General features: G+C 65.9%; 19 protein-coding genes. 15 read left to right on the forward strand and 4 right to left on the reverse strand.

Going from position 1 to position 20,165, the window contains the following annotated elements:
- The first annotated feature begins 42 nt into the window (after positions 1-42).
- Genes ACQKQA_RS03920 through ACQKQA_RS03935 form a run of 4 tightly spaced genes read left to right on the forward strand, consistent with a single transcriptional unit; the run spans position 43 to position 3,881 of the window.
- A complete protein-coding gene (locus ACQKQA_RS03920; protein WP_427553739.1) occupies positions 43-1,557 on the forward strand; it encodes a TolC family protein in 1,515 nt (504 codons plus the stop codon).
- Entirely contained in the window at positions 1,541-2,143 is a 603-nt protein-coding gene (gene cysC, locus ACQKQA_RS03925) for an adenylyl-sulfate kinase (protein WP_427553741.1), read from the forward strand. The genes ACQKQA_RS03920 and cysC overlap by 17 nt, the downstream gene beginning before the upstream one ends.
- The gene (locus ACQKQA_RS03930; RefSeq protein ID WP_427553743.1) at positions 2,140-2,931 is read left to right on the forward strand and encodes an aspartyl/asparaginyl beta-hydroxylase domain-containing protein; all 792 of its coding nucleotides are present in this window, start codon (positions 2,140-2,142) and stop codon (positions 2,929-2,931) included. Before cysC ends, ACQKQA_RS03930 begins: the two co-directional genes overlap by 4 nt.
- Complete coding sequence (locus ACQKQA_RS03935; protein ID WP_427553745.1) at positions 2,919-3,881, forward strand: sulfotransferase family protein; 963 nt, start codon at positions 2,919-2,921, stop codon at positions 3,879-3,881. The genes ACQKQA_RS03930 and ACQKQA_RS03935 overlap by 13 nt, the downstream gene beginning before the upstream one ends.
- Here ACQKQA_RS03935 and ACQKQA_RS03940 read toward each other — a convergent pair.
- Positions 3,864-4,622 (reverse strand): slipin family protein, encoded by a 759-nt coding sequence (locus tag ACQKQA_RS03940; protein ID WP_427553747.1) that lies wholly within the window; start codon positions 4,620-4,622, stop codon positions 3,864-3,866. The genes ACQKQA_RS03935 and ACQKQA_RS03940 overlap by 18 nt on opposite strands.
- Position 4,623: 1 nt before the next feature.
- The gene (locus tag ACQKQA_RS03945; RefSeq protein WP_427553749.1) at positions 4,624-6,006 is read right to left on the reverse strand and encodes an NfeD family protein; all 1,383 of its coding nucleotides are present in this window, start codon (positions 6,004-6,006) and stop codon (positions 4,624-4,626) included.
- 217 nt (positions 6,007-6,223) lie between these two features.
- Here ACQKQA_RS03945 and ACQKQA_RS03950 point away from each other — a divergent pair, with 217 nt between their 5' ends.
- Entirely contained in the window at positions 6,224-6,685 is a 462-nt protein-coding gene (locus ACQKQA_RS03950; protein WP_427553751.1) for an aminoacyl-tRNA deacylase, read from the forward strand.
- Between the two features lie 99 nt (positions 6,686-6,784).
- Complete coding sequence (locus tag ACQKQA_RS03955) at positions 6,785-7,030, forward strand: DUF2789 domain-containing protein (protein WP_427553753.1); 246 nt, start codon at positions 6,785-6,787, stop codon at positions 7,028-7,030.
- A gap of 4 nt (positions 7,031-7,034) precedes the next feature.
- Here ACQKQA_RS03955 and ACQKQA_RS03960 read toward each other — a convergent pair whose 3' ends face one another.
- Both ACQKQA_RS03960 and ACQKQA_RS03965 read right to left on the reverse strand, forming a co-directional pair.
- The gene (locus ACQKQA_RS03960; protein WP_427553755.1) at positions 7,035-7,319 is read right to left on the reverse strand and encodes a type II toxin-antitoxin system RelE/ParE family toxin; all 285 of its coding nucleotides are present in this window, start codon (positions 7,317-7,319) and stop codon (positions 7,035-7,037) included.
- Positions 7,316-7,594, reverse strand: a complete 279-nt coding sequence (locus ACQKQA_RS03965; RefSeq protein ID WP_427553757.1) for an antitoxin of toxin-antitoxin stability system — start codon at positions 7,592-7,594, stop codon at positions 7,316-7,318. Before ACQKQA_RS03965 ends, ACQKQA_RS03960 begins: the two co-directional genes overlap by 4 nt.
- A gap of 190 nt (positions 7,595-7,784) precedes the next feature.
- On the opposite strand from ACQKQA_RS03965, the gene ACQKQA_RS03970 reads away from it, so the two are divergent.
- The 9 genes from ACQKQA_RS03970 to pgaB all read left to right on the forward strand — a co-directional run bounded on the left by ACQKQA_RS03970 (position 7,785) and on the right by pgaB (position 20,165).
- The gene (locus ACQKQA_RS03970; RefSeq protein WP_427553759.1) at positions 7,785-8,213 is read left to right on the forward strand and encodes a MarR family winged helix-turn-helix transcriptional regulator; all 429 of its coding nucleotides are present in this window, start codon (positions 7,785-7,787) and stop codon (positions 8,211-8,213) included.
- Complete coding sequence (locus ACQKQA_RS03975) at positions 8,210-10,294, forward strand: FUSC family protein (protein WP_427553761.1); 2,085 nt, start codon at positions 8,210-8,212, stop codon at positions 10,292-10,294. The genes ACQKQA_RS03970 and ACQKQA_RS03975 overlap by 4 nt, the downstream gene beginning before the upstream one ends.
- Positions 10,291-10,500, forward strand: a complete 210-nt coding sequence (locus ACQKQA_RS03980; RefSeq protein ID WP_427553763.1) for a DUF1656 domain-containing protein — start codon at positions 10,291-10,293, stop codon at positions 10,498-10,500. The genes ACQKQA_RS03975 and ACQKQA_RS03980 overlap by 4 nt, the downstream gene beginning before the upstream one ends.
- A complete protein-coding gene (locus ACQKQA_RS03985; RefSeq protein WP_427553764.1) occupies positions 10,497-11,399 on the forward strand; it encodes an efflux RND transporter periplasmic adaptor subunit in 903 nt (300 codons plus the stop codon). Before ACQKQA_RS03980 ends, ACQKQA_RS03985 begins: the two co-directional genes overlap by 4 nt.
- On the forward strand, positions 11,396-12,844 hold the full coding sequence (locus tag ACQKQA_RS03990; protein WP_427553765.1) for an efflux transporter outer membrane subunit: 1,449 nt from the start codon (positions 11,396-11,398) through the stop codon (positions 12,842-12,844). The genes ACQKQA_RS03985 and ACQKQA_RS03990 overlap by 4 nt, the downstream gene beginning before the upstream one ends.
- Positions 12,845-12,935: 91 nt before the next feature.
- Positions 12,936-13,580, forward strand: coding sequence for an NADH:ubiquinone oxidoreductase subunit N (locus tag ACQKQA_RS03995; protein ID WP_427553767.1), 645 nt, complete (start codon positions 12,936-12,938; stop codon positions 13,578-13,580).
- A 295-nt stretch (positions 13,581-13,875) separates the two neighbouring features.
- Entirely contained in the window at positions 13,876-15,384 is a 1,509-nt protein-coding gene (locus tag ACQKQA_RS04000; RefSeq protein WP_427553769.1) for a YdgA family protein, read from the forward strand.
- A gap of 293 nt (positions 15,385-15,677) precedes the next feature.
- Complete coding sequence (gene pgaA, locus ACQKQA_RS04005) at positions 15,678-18,155, forward strand: poly-beta-1,6 N-acetyl-D-glucosamine export porin PgaA (protein ID WP_427553771.1); 2,478 nt, start codon at positions 15,678-15,680, stop codon at positions 18,153-18,155.
- 12 nt (positions 18,156-18,167) lie between these two features.
- Entirely contained in the window at positions 18,168-20,165 is a 1,998-nt protein-coding gene (gene pgaB, locus ACQKQA_RS04010) for a poly-beta-1,6-N-acetyl-D-glucosamine N-deacetylase PgaB (RefSeq protein WP_427553773.1), read from the forward strand.

Here is a 20,165-nt window from a genome sequence, read left to right on the forward strand (position 1 = left end):
CACACCACTTAATACGATGTGGCACCCAGGGGCGAGACAAGGATGAATAAGAGTCAGAAGTTGTTCGGGGTCAGCTTGTTGGCGCTGATGGTCAGTGGTTGTGCCGTCAGCAGTAAACCGATTGAACGCAGTGCCAGCGAGCAGCGCGCCCGCAGCGACCTGCAGAGCATGTACAAGGACCAGGAGCCGTTGAGCGGTCCGCTGACCCTGCACCAGGCCATGGCCCGGGCAGTGAAATACAACCTCGAGGGGCGGTTGAAGATCATGGAAGAGGCCCTGGCCAAGCGCCAGCTGGACCTCGCCAGTTTCGACATGCTGCCGCGCATGGCGCTCTCCGCCGGCTATGTGGGACGCAACAACGTCAGCGCTTCCAGCAGCCAGAGCGTGGAAACCGGCAGCCAGTCCCTGGAACCGTCGACCTCCCAGGACCGGGACCGCAGAGTGGCCGACCTGACCATGGTCTGGAACGTCCTGGACTTCGGCGTCAGCTACATCAATGCCAAGCAACAGGGCGACCAGCGGCTGATCGTCCAGGAACGCCGGCGCAAGGTGATCAACACCATTGTCCAGGACGTGCGCTCGGCCTATTGGCGGGCGGTGGCGGCCGAACGCCTGCTCAAGCAGATCGACAGCCTCATGGGCCGGGTCGACCAGGCCCGCAGCAACAGCCAGAGCATGAGCCAGCAACGCATCGGCGACCCGGTGCAGGCCCTGGCCTACCAGCGCTCGCTGATCGAGGCCACGCGCCAGCTGGAGGAGCAGCGCCGGGCGCTGTCCCTGGCCAAGACCGAGCTGTCGACCCTGATCAACCTGCCCATGGGCACCAACCTGACCCTGGCGACCACCGACGACTATCCGATCCCGGAGCTCAAGGTGGACATGGCCCGCCTCGAGCACGAGGCCCTGACCAGCCGCCCTGAACTGCGCGAGCAGGATTACCAGAGTCGCATCAGCACGGCGGAAACCCGCAAGGCGATGCTGCGCCTGCTACCGGGCCTGGAGTTCTCCGCCGGTGGGCATTACGACAGCAACTCGTTCCTGGTCAACGACAAGTGGGCCGACTATGGGGTGAAGGTCACCTGGAACCTGTTCAACGTGCTCTCCGCGCCGGCGGCCATCGATACCGCCAAGGCCGGCGAAGAAGTCGCCGCGGCGCGTCGTCAGGCCATGTCGATCGCCGTGCTGGCCCAGGTCTACGTGGCCAACGCCAACTACCGCGACGCCCTGCGCCAGTTCAAGACCAGCCAGGAACTGGCCGACATCGACGGGCAGATCATCGGCCAGCTGCGCAACCGCTACCAGGCCAATGGCATCGGCGAGCTGGACCTGATCCAGGGCGAGCTCAATACCCTGCAGGCGGACCTGCGGCGGGACCTGGCCTATGCCGACCTGCGCAACGCCTATGGGCAGATCTTCGCCAGCGCCGGGCTCGACCCGCTGCCCAGGGAGGTGCAATCGACCCAGGTGCAGTCCATCGCTACGGCGCTGGCCAGCCGCGAGGCCGACTGGGCGGCCGGCAACATCACGGTGCCGGTGGCCCATGCCCAAGGACAATAACCTGCAGGCGCCGCCGGTCAGCGTCAGCCGGGCCCAGCGGGAAGCCCGCAACGGCCATCGCGGGGTGGCGATCCTGTTGACCGGCCTGCCGGCGGCGGGCAAGTCGACCCTGGCCCAGGCGCTGCAGGCCGGGCTGTTCCAGCATGGCCGACAGAGCCTGGTGCTGGACGGCGATGCCTTGCGCGGCGGCCTGAACCGCGACCTGGGGTTCGCCGAGGCCGACCGCCGGGAAAATATCCGCCGCGCCAGCGAGCTGGCGGCCTTGCTGGTGGACAACGGGCAGATCGTGATCCTGGCGATGATCGCGCCGCTGATCGAACAGCGCGAACTGTTCGCCCGGCGCCTGGGCGAGGACTATCTGGAAATCTGGTGCAGCGCCTCGCTCGCGGTCTGCGAGCAACGCGATCCCAAGGGCCATTACGCCCGTGCCCGCAGCGGCGAGCTGCCCGGTTTCACCGGCATCTCGGCGCCCTACGAGCCGCCACGGGCCGCGCTGGAACTGGACACCGGCCGCCAGTCGATCGACGCCTGCCTGGAGCAATTACTCGGCTGGCTGGTCGAGCGCCAGGTACTGCCGCCCTCATGAGCCGTCCGGCGTTCGCCCGGCTGCCGGTCGCCGTGGACCTGCCGCGGTTGTTGCGGGCCCTGGAGCGAATCCCCGCCAGTGCCTGGCAGGGGCATTTCAACGGCGGTTTCTACGACGGCGACTGGAGCGGCGTGGCGCTGATCTCGGCGGTCGACGCGCCGTCGGAGCTGGCGCCGGGCAAGGGCCTGCCGGTGCAGCGCGGGCCCTGGTTGCAGGACCCGGACTGGCAGCAAGCCTTGCAGCACCTGCCGTTGCAGATGGTCTCGGCGCGCCTGTTGCGGCTGGGCCCGGGGGCGTGCATCCATGAGCATCGCGACTACGACCTGGGCGGCCCGGACGCCGACCTGCGTCTGCACATTCCATTGCTCAGCCCGCCCGAGGTGGATTTCCTGCTCGACGGCCAGCGCATGCCCATGGTGGCGGGGGAGTGCTGGTTTCTCGACCTGTCGCGACCGCACCGGGTCGACAATCACGACCGCCAGCCGCGCATCCATCTGGTGCTCGACTGCCGCCCCGGCCCCTGGTTGGAGCAGGCGATCGCCGCGGGCGTGGCGACCACCCCGGCCCCCGGCGTAGGCCGTGCCGCCCTTGCCTTTGCGCGGTTCTGCCGGTTGCTGGAAGAGGACGCCGCGCTCTGCCAGGCCTTGCAGGAACCGACCGACAACGAAGCCTTCATCGCGCTTGCCCTGGCCCTGGCGAGCGAACGGGGCCTGGCGTTCAGTCGTGAGGACCTGCGTGCAGCCATGCGCCAGGGGCGTCGCCTGTGGAATGAACAATGGACGGCTTGAACCTGCACGGCTGGCTGCCGATCCGGATCTGGCAAGCGCAGGACGAGTGGCGGGTCGACTGGTGCTGGTTTGGCGACAGGCCGCTGCGGCAGCCGTTTTTCCGCGAGGCGGTCGAGGAGGGCCTGCGCCTGCCCTTCAATCAGGCGTTTCGCCGCCAGACTTCCCTGGCGGTGCTGACCCAGTGGCAGCAGCGCAGCCCGGGCCTGGCCCCCAGCGCCTTTATCTTTCACGCCTCGCGCTGCGGTTCGACCCTGATCAGTCAGATGCTGGCCCAACTGGACGACCACATAGTGGTCTCCGAACCGCCGGCCCTGGATGCCCTGTTGCGCAGCTCGCTGGCGCCGGGCGAGCGCGCCGCGGCAATCCTCGGGCTGTTGTCGGCCTATGGCCAGGTGCGTGGCGGCGGCGAACGACGGTTGGTGATCAAGCTCGACGCCTGGAACATCGGCGAGCTGCCGCTGCTGCGCCAGTGTTTTGCCGATACGCCGTGGCTGTTCCTGTATCGCGATCCGCTGGAAATCGCCGTGTCCCATCTGCGCCGTGCCGGCATGCACATGACGCCGGGGTTGCTCGGGCCTTGCGCGCTGGACGATGGCGCGCCCTTCCATGATCGCGAAAGCTGGATCGCCCGGCGCCTGGGGCGCTTGTTGCAACTGGGGCTGGAACACTGCCGCGAGCGGGCGGGCCTGGCGCTGAACTACAACGAGCTGCCCGGCGCGGTGGACGGCCATCTGGGGGACTTTTTCGGCCTGGACGCCCTGCAGCGGCAAGCGGCGTTCGCCAGGATCGGCCAGCATGCCAAGCAGCCGGCACAGGCTTTCGTCGACGACCGCCAGGGCAAGCAGGCCCAGGCTTCTGCCAGGCTCAGGGAGCAGCTGGAGCAATGGGCCCGGGCGCCTTACGCGGCGCTGGAACAACTGCGTGAACGCGCCTCAGGGCTTCGACGATAACTCGGCCATGCCCTTGAGCAGCTCGATGGGCAATGGAAAGACAATGGTCGAGCTTTTGTCGCCAGCGATCGATCCCAGGGTCTGCATGTAGCGCAGTTGCATGGCCCCGGGCTGCCGGCCGAGCATTTCGGCGGCCTGCATGAGCTTTTCCGAAGCCTGCAATTCGCCCTCGGCATGGATCACCTTGGCCCGGCGTTCCCGTTCGGCCTCGGCCTGTTTGGCGATGGCGCGGATCATCGATTCGTTGAGGTCGACGTGCTTGATCTCGACGTTCGCCACCTTGATGCCCCAGGCGTCGGTCTGGGCGTCGAGCACCTGCTGGATATCGGCGTTCAGGCGTTCGCGCTCGGCCAGCAGCTCGTCCAGTTCATGCTTGCCCAGCACCGCGCGCAGGGTGGTCTGGGCCAGTTGGCTGGTGGCCATGAGGAAGTCCTCGACCTGGATGATCGCCTTCTGCGAGTCCAGCACGCGGAAATACAGCACGGCGTTGACCTTGACCGAGACGTTGTCGCGGGTGATCACGTCCTGGGGCGGCACGTCGAGCACCACGGTGCGCAGGTCGACGCGCACCATCTGCTGGACGATCGGAATCAGCAGCACCAGCCCCGGCCCCTTGACCCGCCAGAAGCGCCCGAGCTGGAACACCACTGCGCGTTCGTATTCGCGCAGGATGCGAAACGTCGAGACCGCCAGTGCCAGGAACAACGCCAGCAGCGCGCCAAAACCCAATTCCAGACCCATGTCATCCTCCTCGCGACGCGGCTTCGGCCGTCGTCACTTCCAGAAGCAGCCCTTTGCGCGCCACCACCCGGACCTGTTGTCCGGTTTGCAACGGCGTTGCGCTCAGTACCTGCCAGTGTTCGCCCTGCAACAGCACCCAGCCGTTGTAAGGGTTGCCCGGTTGCACGGCGGTGATTGTGGTGAAGCTGCCCACCAGCCCGGCGTCGCCGGCAACCTGTTGGCGCCGGCGCGCCCGCACCGCCATGCTCGCCAGCGTCACCAGCAAGACCGCGCTGACCACGGCCAGGCTGACGATGAGCGGCAGGGGAATGCCATAACCGGGGACATCGGTGTCCATCAGGATCACCGCGCCGGCGACAAAGGAGACGATGCCGCCGAAGCCGATGACGCCGAAGGTCGGTAGAAAGGCCTCGGCGACCATGAAGGCGATGCCCAGCAGGATCAGGGCCACGCCGGCGTAGTTCACCGGCAGCAGTTGCAAGGCATACAAGCCGAGCAGCAGACAGATGCCGCCGAGCACGCCGGGCACCGCGGTGCCCGGGTTGACGAACTCGAAGAACAGCCCGTAGATGCCGATCATCATCAGGATCAGCGCCACGCTGGGGTGGGTGATGACCGACAGCAACTGCGTACGCCAGTCCGGGTCGTGATGGATCACCCCTGCGCCCAGGGTATGCAGTTGCACCGCCTGGCCGGCGGCGATGAGGAGCTTGCCGTCGAGTTGCCTGAGCAGGCCGCCCAGGTCATCCGCGACATAGTCGACCACCTTCAGCTTCAAGGCTTCCTGGGCCGGCAGGCTGACCGCCTCGCGCACCGCCTGTTCCGCCCATTCGGCGTTGCGCCCGCGCAGTTGCGCCAGGCCACGGATATAGGCCGCGGCGTCGTTGATCTGCTTGTGGGTGAGGGTGTCGGTTTCCGGCTCCGGTTCTTTGTCCGAGCGCGGCGCGGCGGGCGGATTGCCCGGGTCGGGCTGCCCCGGCATGCCGACCCGCACCGGGGTGGCGGCCCCGAGGTTGGTGCCCGGGGCCATGGCGGCGATATGGCTGGCATACAAAATGTAGGTACCGGCGCTGGCGGCCCGGGCGCCGCTGGGGGCGACGAAACTGGCCACCGGCACCGGGCTGGCGAGGATCGCCTTGATGATCGAGCGCATCGAGGTATCGAGACCGCCCGGAGTGTCGATGCCCAGCACCACCAGTTGCGCGTGCTCGTCGGCGGCCTTGCCCAGGCCGCGCACGATATAGTCGGCGCTGGCGGGGCTGATCACGTCATTGACCGTGAGCACCACCACCGGGGCCACGGCCTGGGCGTGCCCGGTCGGCAAGCCGATCAGCCATCCCAGCAGCAGCCCCTTCAGTGTTGCCCGCCACCCACGCCCGTTCATCCGACCCTCCTGGAGAGTCATGCACCTCGGCAGTCAGCCGTCGGCTCTGTCCTTGAGTCTAGTAGAGCCCGGGATCGATCGAATCTTGAGCAGCCTGGCCCCATGCCGTTCGGAAGTTAGTCGGTGGGCGAAGGCGCCGCGTCCTAGACTTGGGGAAGGGAGTGACCGGTTGTTAACCCAGGGTCCTGCAAGGCCGTTCAGGACAGAGAGGTGCATCATGCGTATGGCAAGAACCGTGCAACGCAGCCTGGAACAGGCGCATTGCGATTTTGACGTGGTGGCTCACCCTCATTCGGCGAGCAGCCTGGAAACCGCCCGGGTCGCGGGGGTTCCCGCCGAGCGCGTGGCCAAGTCGGTGATCCTCGACGATCGTCACGGCCACTACCTGATGGCGGTGCTGCCGGCCAGCCGGCACCTGGACCTGAGCAAGGTCCGTGGCAGCAGCGAATGGCAGATCACCCGGGAAAGCACCCTGGCGCATCTGTTCAGCGACTGCGAGCGGGGAGCGGTACCGGCGCTGGGCGAATCCTATGGCCTGGACGTGGTGATCGACCCCTTGCTGACCCGTCAGCAAGACATCTATGTCGAAGCCGGCAACCACAACAACCTGGTGCATCTGAGCATGGACGAGTACCTGAAAATGGTGCCCCATGCCGAGGTGTGCGAGCTTAGCCAGTAAGGTTGCGGCGGGCATATCGGGCAAGCCCCGTTCCTGCGGGAACGGGGCTTGCCCGCGAGCGTCTGTGCAGCATCCACCCAACCCATTCAGGAGCCACCCATGGAATCCCCATCCCACACCCTGCCAGCCCTGTTCAAACAACTGGGCCTGCCCGACGACCCCGTCGGCATCGACCGTTTCATCGCCACCCATTCACCGCTGAAACCGGAACTGCACCTGGCGGACGCCTTCTTCTGGACCCGCAGCCAGGCGGACTTCCTGCGCGACGAGATCCTCGACGATGCCGACTGGGCGGAGGTTGTGGATCAACTGGATGTGTTGTTGAGGAAGGGGCGAAGCGTTTGAGACGTCAGGCTTCGGTTGGCGGCCACTGGCGTGCGCTGTGCACCAGCGCCAGGACCCATACCGCGTCCTGATGGAGCTGGTAGACCAGGCGGTAGCTTTGATGGGGGATCAGTTCGCGGGTCCCCGGGATCAATCCGGGGCGGCCCGCTTGAGGGTGTTGTTCCAACTGCGTGGCCGACCGGCTGAAGCGGATGTCCATATCCAGCGCCGCCTGCGGGTTCAGGGCATGCAGGTAATCCCATATTTCTGCACGATCCTGTGCGGCTTGCGGCGTCCAGATCACTTTCATTGTCGGGGTGTTACCTGAGCCCTGCGGGCGGCGAAGGTGGCTTCCAGATCATCGTTGGCGATGCCTGTCCCGGCCGTCATGGACGCGCGTGCGGTGTCGACCTTCTGCTGCAGGAAGGCTTCGTACTCTCGAGCCTCCCGTTTCTCCTGGACGAACTGACGCATCATTTCCCGGACGATTTGCGAGGCTGGGCGATGGCTGGCCTCGGCCTCGGCCATGAACTGATCGCGCAGGTCAGCTTCGAGTTTCATCGTGAAAACAGCATGTTTGGGCATCAGGTAGCTCCTGCAAACGTATATACCAAGTATATACACCATCAGTACTTGAACCGGCTCAAGCTTCCCCGCAACGACGATCGGTCGGTTCAATTGTTTCAAAACTTGACTGAAGTCAACGCAGCATTGATAGTTAGCAAACTAACAGTGTGCGAACTTTCCTTTGCCCGACTCTCTCGAATCGCTCCAGATGAATATCAGCAGTGGCATGGTGGTCGCCGCGCGGCATTGGCGGCGGATTTGCCAGAGCACGCTGGTCAACTATGGAATCTCCGAAGCCTGCGCCGTGCCCCTGCTGATGATCGGGCGCCTGGGCGAGGGCGTGCGCCAGGTGACGGTGGCGCAGGCGGCGGGGATGGAAAGCCCGTCGCTGGTGCGCCTGCTGGACCAGCTGTGCAGCGCCGGTTACGCCTGCCGCACTGAAGATCCCCACGACCGCCGGGCCAAGTGCCTGAGCCTGACCGACGCCGGTCGCGAGCTGGTGCAGGCGGTGGAAGCCGAGCTGGTGCGCCTGCGCCGCGACGTGCTGGAAGGCATCCCGCCCGCGGACCTTGCGGCGGCGCTGCGGGTGATCCGCGCCTTCGAATCGGCTGCCCAGTTGCCGGTGGTGCCCGCTTGAACGGTTTTTTTACCGGCGTGCCGCCAGCCCGCGACTGGTTTTACGGCGTGCGCACCTTTGCCGCGTCGATGATCGCCCTGTACATCGCCATGCTCATGCAGATGCCGCGCCCGTACTGGGCGATGGCCACGGTGTACATCGTCTCCAGCCCCTTTGTCGGGCCCACCAGCTCCAAGGCGCTGTACCGCGCGATCGGGACCTTTCTCGGTGCCTCGGCGGCGGTGCTGTTCGTGCCGATGTTCGTGCAGAGCCCTTATTTGCTGGTGGTGATCATCGCCCTGTGGACCGGCATCCTGCTGTTCCTGTCCCTGCACCTGCGCACCGCCAACAGCTACGCGCTGATGCTGGCCGGCTACACCCTGCCGCTGATCGCCCTGCCGGTGGTGGATAACCCATTGGGGGTGTGGGACGTGGCGGAGGCCCGCACCGAGGAGATCTTCCTCGGCATCGTCTGCGCGGCGGTGGTCGGCAGCCTGTTCTGGCCCCGGCGGCTGGCGCCGGTGTTCGTCGACTCGGCGGGCAAGTGGTTCGCCGATGCCGCCACCTACAGCCAGCGTTTTCTCGCCCGCGATGTGCAGCCCGAAGCCGTCAGTGCCTTGCGCGCCTCCATGGTCGCCACCTTCAACAGCCTGGAGCTGATGATCGGCCAGTTGCCCCACGAAGGCGCCCGCCCGCAGACCGTGCGCAATACCAAGGAACTGCGTGGGCGCATGATCCACCTGCTGCCGGTGGTGGACGCCCTGGACGATGCGTTGTACGCCCTGGAACGGCGCACCCCGGAGCTGGTGGACCGGTTCGCGCCCCTGCTGGCCCAGGCCGGCGAATGGTTGCAAGGCACCGCCGAGGGCGCGCCGGTCGAGCGCTGGCAAGCCCTGCGCAGTCAGCTCGACGTCTTGCAGCCCGACGCCGAAGCCCTCGACGACCGGCGCCAGCTGCTGTTTTCCAATGCCCTGTACCGCCTCGGTGAGTGGATCGACCTATGGCAGGACTGCCGCAGCCTGCAGCACGCCATTCAATGCGAAAGCCAGGACATCTGGCGCGCGGTCTATCGCCACTGGCGCCTGGGCCGCCTGACGCCGTTCCTTGACCGTGGGCTGATGCTGTATTCAGCGGCCTCCACCGTCCTGGCGATTATCGTCGCCTCGGTCCTGTGGATCCTGCTGGGCTGGACCGACGGCGGCAGCGCGGTGATCCTGGCGGCCGTGGCCTGCAGTTTCTTCGCCGCGATGGACGACCCGGCGCCGCAGATCTACCGGTTCTTCTTCTGGACCGCGATGTCGGTGCTGTTCGCCAGCCTCTATCTGTTCCTGATCCTGCCCAACCTGCACGACTTCCCGATGCTGGTGCTGGCCTTCGCCGTGCCCTTCATCTGCGTCGGCACCCTGACGGTACAGCCGCGTTTCTACCTGGGCATGCTGCTGACCATCGTCAACACCTCGTCCTTCATCAGCATCCAGGGTGCCTACGACGCCGACTTCCTGAGCTTCGCCAACTCCAACCTGGCCGGGCCCATGGGCCTGCTGTTCGCTTTTGTCTGGACCCTGGTCGCCCGGCCATTCGGCTCGGAACTGGCGGCCAAGCGCCTGACCCGTTTCAGTTGGCAGGACATTGTCGGCATGACGGAGCCGGCGAACCTGGCCGAACACCGGCATCTGGGCGTGCAGATGCTCGACCGCCTGATGCAGCACCTGCCGCGTCTGGCCATGACCGGCCAGGACACCGGCGCCGCCCTGCGCGAAGTGCGCGTGGGCCTGAACCTGCTGGACCTGCTGGCCTACGCCCCGCGAGCCGGGAGCAACGCGCAGGCGCTGTTGCGTCAGGTGGTGGCCGAGGTCGGCGCCTACTTCAAGGCTTGTCTGAAGGCCGGTGAACGCCTGCCGGCGCCGAGCCTGCTGCTGATGACCCTGGATCGCACCCGGCGCACGCTCGATGCCCGCAGCCAGGACGACCCGGCAACCCGTTTGCACCTGCTGCACGCCCTCAGCGGCCTGCGCCTGGCCCTGCTGCCTGGCGTGGAGTTCGTCGGGGGCGGCGAACTCGAAGAACCGCTTCCCCATGGCATCGATGGAGCGCCTTTATGATCGGTGACCTGGATATCAGCGGGGTGTTCCTGCCCACGCTGCTGGTGCTGATGGGCATTACCTATGGCCTGTACCTGGTGGTGCACGGGGTGCTGACGCGCCTGCACTTTTATCGTCTGGTCTGGCACCGGGCGTTGTTCAACGTTGGTCTGTACGCTTTGCTGCTCGGCGCCGTGGACTCCCTCAGTCGATACCTGATGACATGAAAAAACCTCTATTGACCATTGGCCGTGTGGTCCTGACTTTGCTGGTGGTGACCTTCGCGGTCGTGGTGGTCTGGCGCATGGTGATGTACTACATGTTCGCGCCCTGGACCCGGGACGGGCATATCCGCGCCGATATCGTGCAGATCGCCCCGGACGTCTCCGGGCTGATCCAGCAGGTGCAGGTGCGGGACAACCAGCTGGTCAAGCGCGGCCAGGTGCTGTTCAGCATCGACCAGGACCGCTTCGGCCTGGCCCTGCGCCAGGCCAGGGCCGCCCTGGCCGACCGCCAGGAAACCCTGGCCCAGGCCCAGCGCGAGGCCAAGCGCAACCTCAGCCTGGGCAACCTGGTGCCCCGCGAGCAACTGGAAGAAAGCCAGTCCCGCGTGGCCCGCGCCCAGTCGGCCCTGGCCGAAGCCCAGGTAGCGGTGGACAGCGCCCAGTTGAACCTCGACCGTTCGGTGATCCGCAGCCCGGTGGACGGCTACGTCAACGACCGGGCGCCGCGGGCCCAGGAATTCGTCACCGCCGGCCGCCCGGTGCTGTCGGTGGTGGACAGCAATTCCTTCCATATCGACGGTTATTTCGAAGAAACCAAGCTCGACGGCATCCATATCGGCCAGGGCGTCGATATCCGGGTGATCGGCGATCGCGCGCGGCTGCGCGGGCATGTGGAAAGCATCGTCGCCGGGATCGAGGACCGCGACCGCAGCAGCGGCTCCAACCTGCTGCCCAACGTCAACCCGGCCTTCAGCTGGGTGCGCCTGGCCCAGCGGATTCCGGTGCGTATCGCCTTCGATGAGGTGCCGGAGGACTTCCGCATGATCGCCGGGCGTACCGCCACCGTCTCGATCATCGACGATCGGGCGCCGTTGCAGTTCCTGCCGGAGGCGTGGCGATGAACGGTGCCCTGCGTCTGGCCACGGCGGGGCTCGGCCTGCTGCTGTCGGCTTGCCAGGCGGTCGGCCCCGACTACCAATTGCCGAAGGATGCGGCGCTGCGCCGCGGCGACCTGCAGGGCGAACTGGCCGGTGCGGGCGACAACGTGGTTTCGGCGCCGGTCCCGGCGGACTGGTGGCGCCTGTACCAGGACCCGCGCCTGGACCAACTGGTGCAGCAGGCCATGGCCTCCAACACTGACCTGCGGGTGGCGGCGGCCAACCTGGCGCGGGCCCGGGCCCAGGTGGACGAAGCCCAGGCGGCCGGTGGCTGGAGCGGCGGGGTCAAGGCCGGGGTCGAGCGCTTGCAGGAGTCAGGCGAAGCCTTCCTGCTGCCGGAAAAAGTGCCGGTGGCCAACGTCGGCAACCTGTCCATCAGCACCTCCTACCAGTTCGACCTGTTCGGCACCCTGCAGCGCGGCATCGAGGCGGCCCAGGCCAACGCCGACGCGACCCAGGCCGCGGCCGACACCGCGCGCATCACCCTGGTGGCCGATGTGGTGCGGGCCTACACCCAGGTCTGCGCAGCCAACGAAGAACGGGAAATCGCCGAGCGTTCCCTGGCCCTGCAGGCCCAGGGCACCGAGCTGATCCAGCGCCTGCGCGACGCCGGGCGCGGCGACGAGACCCAGGTCACCCGTTCGCAGACCCAATTCAAATCCCTGCGCGCCGAACTGCCGCGCTATGAGGCGGCGCGCCAGGCCGGCCTGTTCCGGCTGTCGATGCTCCTGGCCAAACCGCTGAACCAGTTGCCGGCCGGCACCGACAGCTGTGCCGAGCTGCCGCATATGGCGCAATTGTTGCCGGTGGGTGACGGCGCGACGCTGCTCAAGCGCCGCCCCGACGTGCGCCAGGCCGAGCGCCAGCTGGCCGCCGCTACCGCGCGGATCGGCGTGGCCACCGGGGCCCTGTACCCCGACATCAGCATCGGCGCGACTGTCGGCACCGTGGGCATTCTCGACAACCTCGGCAAGCCGTCCACCAACCGCTGGGGCTTCGGTCCGCTGATCAGCTGGACGGTACCGGCCAACGGCGCCCGCGAACGCATCCACGAGGCCGAAGCCGCCAGCCAGGGCGCTTTGGCGCATTTCGACGGGGTGGTGCTCAACGCCCTCCGCGAAACCCAGACCGGCCTGGCCCAATACAGCGCCCAGCTGCAGCGCCGGGACGCCCTGGCCGATGCCGAGCAGTCGGCGCGGCAGGCCGCCGACCAGACCCATCGCTTCTTCCAGGCCGGGCGCGAGTCGTTCCTCGCCGACCTGCAGGCGACCCGCACCTATACCGACGTACGGGCCCAGTTGGCGGCGGCCAACACCCAGGTGGCGATGAGCCAGATCGACCTGTTCCTGGCCCTGGGCGGTGGCTGGGAAAGCGGACGAACGCAAGCTTCGAACCCCAGCAAACCCTGAGGCCGTTGCTATGCTTTGAACAGTTGGGGAGCGCTTTGCGGGAGGTGCTCGACCAGCGGTCAGGCACGTGATGGTCATGGGGATTCAAATAATGAAAAACCCTTATGCTCTCGGCTTCTGGTGCGCCACGGTCGCACTGGTGCTGCTTTCGGCGACTTACTTCTATGGCGTCATGCTGGCGCACCAGATCGACAAGGCGATGATCTTCCTCGACAGCGCCAGCGCGCTGATCGCCGTGATCGCCATCGTGTTTGTCGCCTGGGCGTCGTACCAGACCCAGAAAATCAAAAAAAGACAGCTGGAACAGGGCAAGACCCTGGTGGCGATCTGGGACACCAAAGTCGCCCTGCGCCGGGTCGAAACGGTGTTCGACCGTTACTTCTGGGGCAGTTACTGGCAGCCGGGACGGACCTTCCAGGAAGTCATGGGCGAATTGACCGGCACCCCCCTGGAAAAAAGCCTCGAAGCCCTGAAACAACAATGCGTGTTGCTGGATAAACAGGCCGCGGACGGCCGCCACTGGCTGAACAATGCCCGCGAGCTGTCCGACGTCGCCGCGGCCATGGCCCGCGAGCGTTATCAACTGGACTTCTGCGACCCGGGCTCGGAAGCGCCGGGCGGTGCAGTCATCAACCGGGATTTCGAAGTGCTGGTCTACACCTGGACCGCTCGCCTGAAAAGCTTCGATCACCAGCTCGACGCCATGGAGACCGAATACTCCGAACACCCCGCATAGCCCTGTAGCCCTGTAGCCGCTGCCGAGCCTCGGCGAGGCAGCGATCGGTTTGGGCGGCATTCCGACGTAGCAACCGCAAAACCTGAGTCCGCGATCCCCCTGGAAAAACGCATAGGCCCGCAGCAACCACAGGTTTCCTTAGCCCCGCTTTCGCAACTTTTCACATGGAAAGGTTGGGCCGCCCAGCCCGGCCGGTGCTAACCTTCGGCAGTTTTATGCACAGTCGAGCCACAACCCGTGCCGGGTTCAGGGAAGACGGTCACTCATTCAAACAACGGATCGATCGGGTCAGATAATGAATAAATCAGCAGGCGTACTGTTAGGAATCGTCGTGGCAGTGGGGGCTATCAGCGCTGGCGGCGCCTGGTACACCGGGACCAAGCTGGAAGGGGTGCTGCAAACCTCCATCGCCGATGCCAACAAGGAACTGCAGGCAGCCATGGTCGGTTCCAACGGTACCGCCAGCCTGGAGCTGGTATCCCTGGAGCGCCATCTGTTCAGCAGCACCGCGCGCTACCGCCTGAAGGGACAAGGCGAGATGTTCGGCGACAGCACCGAGGGCGTCGAGCTGGTGTTCGTCGACCATATCGAACACGGCCCGCTGCCGTTCTCGCGGCTGATGACCCTGAAATGGCTGCCGGTCATGGCCAGCAGTCACTACGAGCTGGAAAAGAACACCCTGACCGAAAAATGGTTCGCCGCCACCAAGGATGCCTCGCCGCTCAAGGGCGTGGTCAACCTGGGCTACGACCGTTCCGCCACCGGCAGCCTGGAGTTGCTGCCGCTGGAAACGGCCCTGGATGACAAGTCGACCCTCAAGTTCTCCGGCCTGAAACTGGAACTCTCGGCCAGCGCCGACGCGAAGAAGGTCAAGGCCGACGGCTACATGGACAGTTTCAAGCTCAACAGCGTCGCCGAAGACCAGACCCCGGTGCAGTTCGAACTCAACGGCCTGACCCTGGCCAGCAACCTGACCAAGAGCAGCTACGGCTTCTACGTCGGCGAAAACATCCTGGAACTGCGCAGCACCCAGGCCACCTTCGGCGAGAAGCAATCGGTGCTCAGCTTCAACAACTCACAGGTCAAGAGCACCACCGACGAGACGGGCGCCCACCTGGCTGGCCGCGCGGACTACAAGGTTGGCGAGGTAGCCCTCAACGGCAAGGCGGTCGGTTCGGCGCAAATGACCTGGAGCATGAAGAACCTGGACATCGCTTCCGGCATGTCGCTGATGCAGGTCTATCAGAACAAGTTGCAACCTTACGAAGCCGCGGTCGCCGAAGCCGAGGCCGCTGGCCAGCCGGCCCCCGAGCTGAACCTGAGCGAGGCCGAGCAGGCCCAGGTCAAGGCTGACCTGGACAAGCTGCTGGCTGCCCAGCCGCATCTCGCCCTGGACAATCTGTCGTTCAAGACCGCCAACGGCGAAAGCCGCGCCAGCCTGGTGCTGGACCTGAACAAGCCACAATCCATGGAGTTGCCGCTGGAGGAGTTGAGCAAGCAACTGCTGACCCAACTGGACCTGAAGCTGCTGCTGTCCAAGCCGATGATCGCCGACGTGGCGGCGCTGCAGGCGCAACTGGACGGCGTGACCGATCCCAAGGCCATCGCCGATCAGGGCAGCATGGCCGCCGACATGCTCAGCGGCATGGCGCTGGGCACCCAGCTGGCCAAGCTGGAGGGCAACGACATCGTGTCCAAGGTGCGCTACGCCAACAACGAAGTGGACTTCAACGGCCAGAAAATGACGCCTGAGCAGTTTGTCGGCTTTGTCATGAGCAAACTGGGTCCTGTCACCATCCAGTAACCCGTTCCAAGCCGTTCGACCCGCCAACGCCCGGCCTCTGCATTCGCAGTCGCCGGGCGTTTTGCTGTGGGCGGCAGACCGCCCGACCGCTTCGAACAGGGCTGCAGGCCGCATTATTCAAGGCCCGGGCAAAAAATCGAATCTGAATAAATATTGCATTTCGATATCTGAACTAACCTTGCGTGGAAGACTGACCCTGAAGCTGGCCGAATCATTCGATTCGGTTTCCTGATACCCGTCAGGCAGGGGGAGTATCCAGAAACTCCGGCTAGCCATGTAAGGATGCTGACGAAATGCCGCTGATAGTTCATCCCTTGCGTCGTTGTGCTTTGCGCCCGCTGTTTCGCTTGGCGTTGTGCAGTCAATTGTTATGGCCAACCCTGGTTCTCGCCGACGCGGCGTATGACCAATTGATCCTTGATGCCCGAGCCGGAACCTATGCGCCCGCACTGACTCATCTACGCCAGGTCCCGGCCGACCAGTTGACCACCGGCCTGGTCAGCGATCACCTGCAGATCGCCAGTTGGGCCGGCCTCGATGCCGAGGTGGTCAATGTCTATGAGACCCAGGCCCGTGGCCGGGTGTTGCCGACCCAGGCACTGACCGCCACCGCGCGAGCCTATCGCAACCTCAAGCGTTGGGACTCTGCGATCCAGCTTTACCGCCTGGCCCTCGAGCGCGAACCGCAGAACCCCGACCTGCAACTGGGCCTGGCCCTGACCCAGGCCGACTCCGGCCAACCCAACGTAGCCGTGCAGCGTGCCCGCGAACTGGTGGCGGCCAAGCCCGACGATGCGACCCGGCGCCTGGCCCTGGGCTATGCCCTGACCCGCGCCGACCTGCCCCATGACGCCCTGTTCGAATTCGACCAGGCGTTTGTCCGCGCCGGCAGCAAGCCGGAAGTCGCCCGCGAATACATCCTCGCCCTGCAGCGCGCCCGTTTGCCGGAGCCGGCGCTGCGCCTGGCCCGCCAGCGCCCCGGGCTGCTCGATCCGGTCCTGCAGCGCCGCCTGGAAGGCGACGTGGCCGCCGAGCGCGTGCGCCTGACCGAGCTGGCCACCCGCAGTGAGAAAGAGCGCTATGTCATCGCCGACCGCGCCCTGGCCGATTACGACCAGTTGATCGCGACCTGGACCCCGGACCCGACAGCCAAGGAGGATGTGAACCGCTGGCGCGTCGACCGCCTGGGCGCCCTCAGGGCCCGTGCCCGCACCGCCGAGGTCCTCGACGAATACCACAAGCTCACCGCCGAAGACGTGACCATCCCCACCTACGCCATGCGCTGGGTCGCGTCCTCGCACCTGGACCAGCGCAAGCCGGAGATCGCCAGCGATCTCTATCGCGAGGTGCTGGCGGCGCCGGACGCGGATATCAGCGACCGGGTCGAAGACAGCACGGCACTGTATTACGCGTTGCTGGAAAGCGACCGTCCGGAAGAAGCGCAGCAGGTCGCCGATGACCTGGCGAAAAGCCAGAAGCCCCGGGTCGAGCTCAAGGGGCTGCCGATGGGCAACCCCAACGATGAATGGATGGATGCCCAGCAACTGTCGGCGCAGTCCGGCACCTATAGCGAGGACCTGGCGGACAGCGAACAGCGCCTGGACAACCTGGTCAATCAGGCGCCGGGCAACCTCGGCCTGCGCCTGTCCCAGGCCAACCTGTACCTGGCCCGCAAATGGCCACGCCGCGCCGAAGGCCTGCTCAAGGAAACCGAGGTCCTGGAGCCTCAGGACATCAGCCTGGAAGTCGCCCAGGGCCATGCCGCCCTGGACCTGCAGGAATGGCGCCAGCTCGATGCCCTGACCGACGACGTGGTGCAGCGTTTCCCCGCCAACCGTCAGGTACAGCGCCTGGCCCGGCAGCGCGAGGTGCACAACATGGCCGAATTGCGCATCGAGACCTATGGCGGCAAGAGCTACGGCGGTGGCAGCAATGGCGCCGGCGCGGTCACCGGCAGCAAGGATTTCGGCATCGAGAGCGTGCTCTACAGCCCGCCCATCGCGCAAGACTGGCGGCTGTTCGGTGGCCTCGGTTATGCCACCGGCGACTTCGAGGAAGGTACCGGGCACCACCGCTGGCAGCGTGTCGGCGTGGAGCGCCGGACCCGGGACATGACCCTGGAAGCGGAAGTCTCCAACCACTCCTATGGCTTTGGCGACAAGCAGGGCGCGCGCCTGGCCATCGCCCGGGACATCAACGACCACTGGCAATACGGCGGCAGCCTGGAATACCTGTCGGCCAATACGCCATTGCGGGCGCTGAACAGCGACATCTACGCCAATGGCGGCAGCGCGTTCCTGCGCTGGCGGGCCAACGAGAGCCGCGAGTGGCGGCTGAGCCTGAGCCCGTCGCATTTCAGCGACGGCAACAACCGCATCGAAGCCCTGCTCACCGGTCGCGAGGGGATCTACACCACGCCCCACGTGCAGGTCGACCTGGGCCTGGAAGTCGGCGCGAGCCACAACACCAAGGAAGACACGCCGTACTTCAACCCCAAGTCGGACCTCACGGTCCTGCCGATGGTGAACGTCAATCACGTGCTCTATCGCCACTACGAAACTTCCTGGAGCCAGCAGTTCCAGGTGGGGGCCGGTACCTACAGCCAGCGTGACCACTCCACCGGAGGCATCGGCCTGCTCGGCTACGGCCAGCGCGTGACCTGGAACGACGTGTTCGAAGCCGGGGCCAACCTGAGCGTGATCAACCGGCCGTATGACGGGGATCGGGAAACCGATCTGCGCCTGCTCCTCGACCTTACTTATCGCTTCTAGAAGAGTTTGAAGATGCGCCAGATCAGCCGTTGCATCCTCCTGCTGGGAGCCGTGATTCTCAGCGCCTGTGCCCAGCAAGCCCCGGACTTCGTACCGCCGGCGCAGCGCCCCGTGCCGGCCAATGAAGCCCCATGGCCGAAAAACCATGTGCTGGGGATCGCCTACCACGATGTCAACGACCGCGACCCCGATCAGGCGGTGGTGGCGGTGCGCACCGAGCGACTGATCGAGCAACTGGCCTGGCTGCGGGAGAACGGCTACCAGCCCGTCACCGTGGACCAGATCCTGGCGGCGCGCAAAGGCGGTCCCGAGTTGCCGGCCAAGGCCGTGCTGCTGAGCTTCGACGACGGCTATTCGAGTTTCTACACCCGGGTGATGCCGGTGCTGCGCAGCTACAACTGGCATGCGCTGCTGGCCCCGGTGGGGGCGTGGATCGATACCCCGCTCAACCAGCCGGTGGATTTCGCCGGTACCCCACGCAAGCGCTCGGACTTCCTGACCTGGGAGCAGATCCGCGAGATTTCCCGTTCCGGCCTGGTGGAAATCGCCGCCCACACCGACGCCAGCCACAAAGGCATCCTGGCCAACCCGCAGGGCAACCTGCAGCCGGCCGCCGCCACCCGGCGTTACGACGCCACCACCAAGCGTTATGAAACCGAGGCCGAATTCGAGAGCCGCATGCGCAGCGACGTGGCGACTATCTCGAAGAAAATCCGAGCGGTCACCGGCTACAGCCCACGCATCTGGGTCTGGCCATACGGCACCGCCGACGGCACGACGCTGAGGGTGGTGGACGCACAGGGCTATGACATGGCCCTGACCCTCGACGATGGCCTCGACGCCCTCGACAACCTGATGAGCAGCCCGCGCTTCCTCGTGGACTCGGACCCGGACGGCGTGCATTTCTCCAACAGCATCGTCAGCGTGCAGACCCGCCCTCCGATGCGCGTGGTGCACGTGGACCTGGACAACGTCTACGACCCTGACCCGCAGCAGCAGGAAGCCAACCTCGGCAAGCTGGTCCAGCGCATGGCCGACATGGGAGCCGAAACCGTGTTCCTGCAGGCCTTCGCCGATCCCCAGGGCGACGGCCTGGTGCACTCGCTGTACTTCCCCAACCGTCACCTGCCGGTGCGCGCCGACCTGTTCGACCGGGTGGCCTGGCAACTGCGGACCCGGGCCCACGTCAAGGTGTTCGCCTGGATGCCGGTGCTCAGTTACGCCCTCGACCCGAGCCTGCCGCGCGTGACCCGCTGGAACCCGGAAACCGGCCAGGTGGCGGTCGACCCGGACCAGTACCGGCGCCTGTCGCCGTTCGATCCGCAGGTGCGCAAGATCATCGGTGAAATCTACGAAGACGTGGCGCGCCTGGCCTCGGTGGACGGCATCCTCTACCACGACGATGCAGTACTCTCCGACTTCGAGGACGCCAGCCCCGAGGCGCTGCGCACCTACGCCGCCAACGGCCTGCCCGGCTCGATCGCCGCGTTGCGCGCCGACCCGGCCGTGATGCAGCGCTGGACCCGGTTCAAGAGTCGTTACCTGATCGACTTCACCCACGAGCTGACGGCCAAGGTCAAGGCGATCCGCGGGCCGCAGGTGCTGACCGCGCGCAACCTGTTCGCCGAGCCGATACTCAATCCGCAGAGCGAAGCCTGGTTCGCCCAGAACCTCGACGATTTTCTCGTCAGCTACGACTGGACCGCGCCGATGGCCATGCCGTTGATGGAAGGGCAGTCGCGCAAGGCTTCCGGCGCCTGGCTGGAGCAGTTGGTGGCCACGGTCAAGACCCGCCCCGGCGCGCTGAAGCGCACCGTATTCGAGTTACAGGCCCGGGATTGGGCACAGAAGCCGGCGAACGATATCGACGCCGCACAGATGGCCGACTGGATGGGCCGACTCAAGCGCCAGGGCGCGAGCAGTTTCGGTTACTACCCGGATAACTTCCTCGAGAACTCGCCGGACCTGAAGACCATCCGTCCTGCGTTCTCCACCAAGTGGAATCCTTAA

The organism is Pseudomonas sp. NPDC089530 (assembly GCF_050280705.1).
In the GTDB taxonomy this organism is placed as follows: domain Bacteria; phylum Pseudomonadota; class Gammaproteobacteria; order Pseudomonadales; family Pseudomonadaceae; genus Aquipseudomonas.

What these genes read in the sequence shown, in the direction of transcription:
- ACQKQA_RS03920 (WP_427553739.1), top strand. Translation starts at nt 43, where the DNA reads ATGAATAAGAGTCAGAAGTTGTTCGGGGTCAGCTTGTTGGCGCTGATG.
- cysC (WP_427553741.1), top strand. Translation starts at nt 1,541, where the DNA reads ATGCCCAAGGACAATAACCTGCAGGCGCCGCCGGTCAGCGTCAGCCGG.
- ACQKQA_RS03930 (WP_427553743.1), top strand. Translation starts at nt 2,140, where the DNA reads ATGAGCCGTCCGGCGTTCGCCCGGCTGCCGGTCGCCGTGGACCTGCCG.
- ACQKQA_RS03935 (WP_427553745.1), top strand. Translation starts at nt 2,919, where the DNA reads ATGGACGGCTTGAACCTGCACGGCTGGCTGCCGATCCGGATCTGGCAA.
- ACQKQA_RS03940 (WP_427553747.1), bottom strand. Translation starts at nt 4,622, where the DNA reads ATGGGTCTGGAATTGGGTTTTGGCGCGCTGCTGGCGTTGTTCCTGGCA.
- ACQKQA_RS03945 (WP_427553749.1), bottom strand. Translation starts at nt 6,006, where the DNA reads ATGAACGGGCGTGGGTGGCGGGCAACACTGAAGGGGCTGCTGCTGGGA.
- ACQKQA_RS03950 (WP_427553751.1), top strand. Translation starts at nt 6,224, where the DNA reads ATGCGTATGGCAAGAACCGTGCAACGCAGCCTGGAACAGGCGCATTGC.
- ACQKQA_RS03955 (WP_427553753.1), top strand. Translation starts at nt 6,785, where the DNA reads ATGGAATCCCCATCCCACACCCTGCCAGCCCTGTTCAAACAACTGGGC.
- ACQKQA_RS03960 (WP_427553755.1), bottom strand. Translation starts at nt 7,319, where the DNA reads ATGAAAGTGATCTGGACGCCGCAAGCCGCACAGGATCGTGCAGAAATA.
- ACQKQA_RS03965 (WP_427553757.1), bottom strand. Translation starts at nt 7,594, where the DNA reads ATGCCCAAACATGCTGTTTTCACGATGAAACTCGAAGCTGACCTGCGC.
- ACQKQA_RS03970 (WP_427553759.1), top strand. Translation starts at nt 7,785, where the DNA reads ATGAATATCAGCAGTGGCATGGTGGTCGCCGCGCGGCATTGGCGGCGG.
- ACQKQA_RS03980 (WP_427553763.1), top strand. Translation starts at nt 10,291, where the DNA reads ATGATCGGTGACCTGGATATCAGCGGGGTGTTCCTGCCCACGCTGCTG.
- ACQKQA_RS03985 (WP_427553764.1), top strand. Translation starts at nt 10,497, where the DNA reads ATGAAAAAACCTCTATTGACCATTGGCCGTGTGGTCCTGACTTTGCTG.
- ACQKQA_RS03990 (WP_427553765.1), top strand. Translation starts at nt 11,396, where the DNA reads ATGAACGGTGCCCTGCGTCTGGCCACGGCGGGGCTCGGCCTGCTGCTG.
- ACQKQA_RS03995 (WP_427553767.1), top strand. Translation starts at nt 12,936, where the DNA reads ATGAAAAACCCTTATGCTCTCGGCTTCTGGTGCGCCACGGTCGCACTG.
- ACQKQA_RS04000 (WP_427553769.1), top strand. Translation starts at nt 13,876, where the DNA reads ATGAATAAATCAGCAGGCGTACTGTTAGGAATCGTCGTGGCAGTGGGG.
- pgaA (WP_427553771.1), top strand. Translation starts at nt 15,678, where the DNA reads ATGCCGCTGATAGTTCATCCCTTGCGTCGTTGTGCTTTGCGCCCGCTG.
- pgaB (WP_427553773.1), top strand. Translation starts at nt 18,168, where the DNA reads ATGCGCCAGATCAGCCGTTGCATCCTCCTGCTGGGAGCCGTGATTCTC.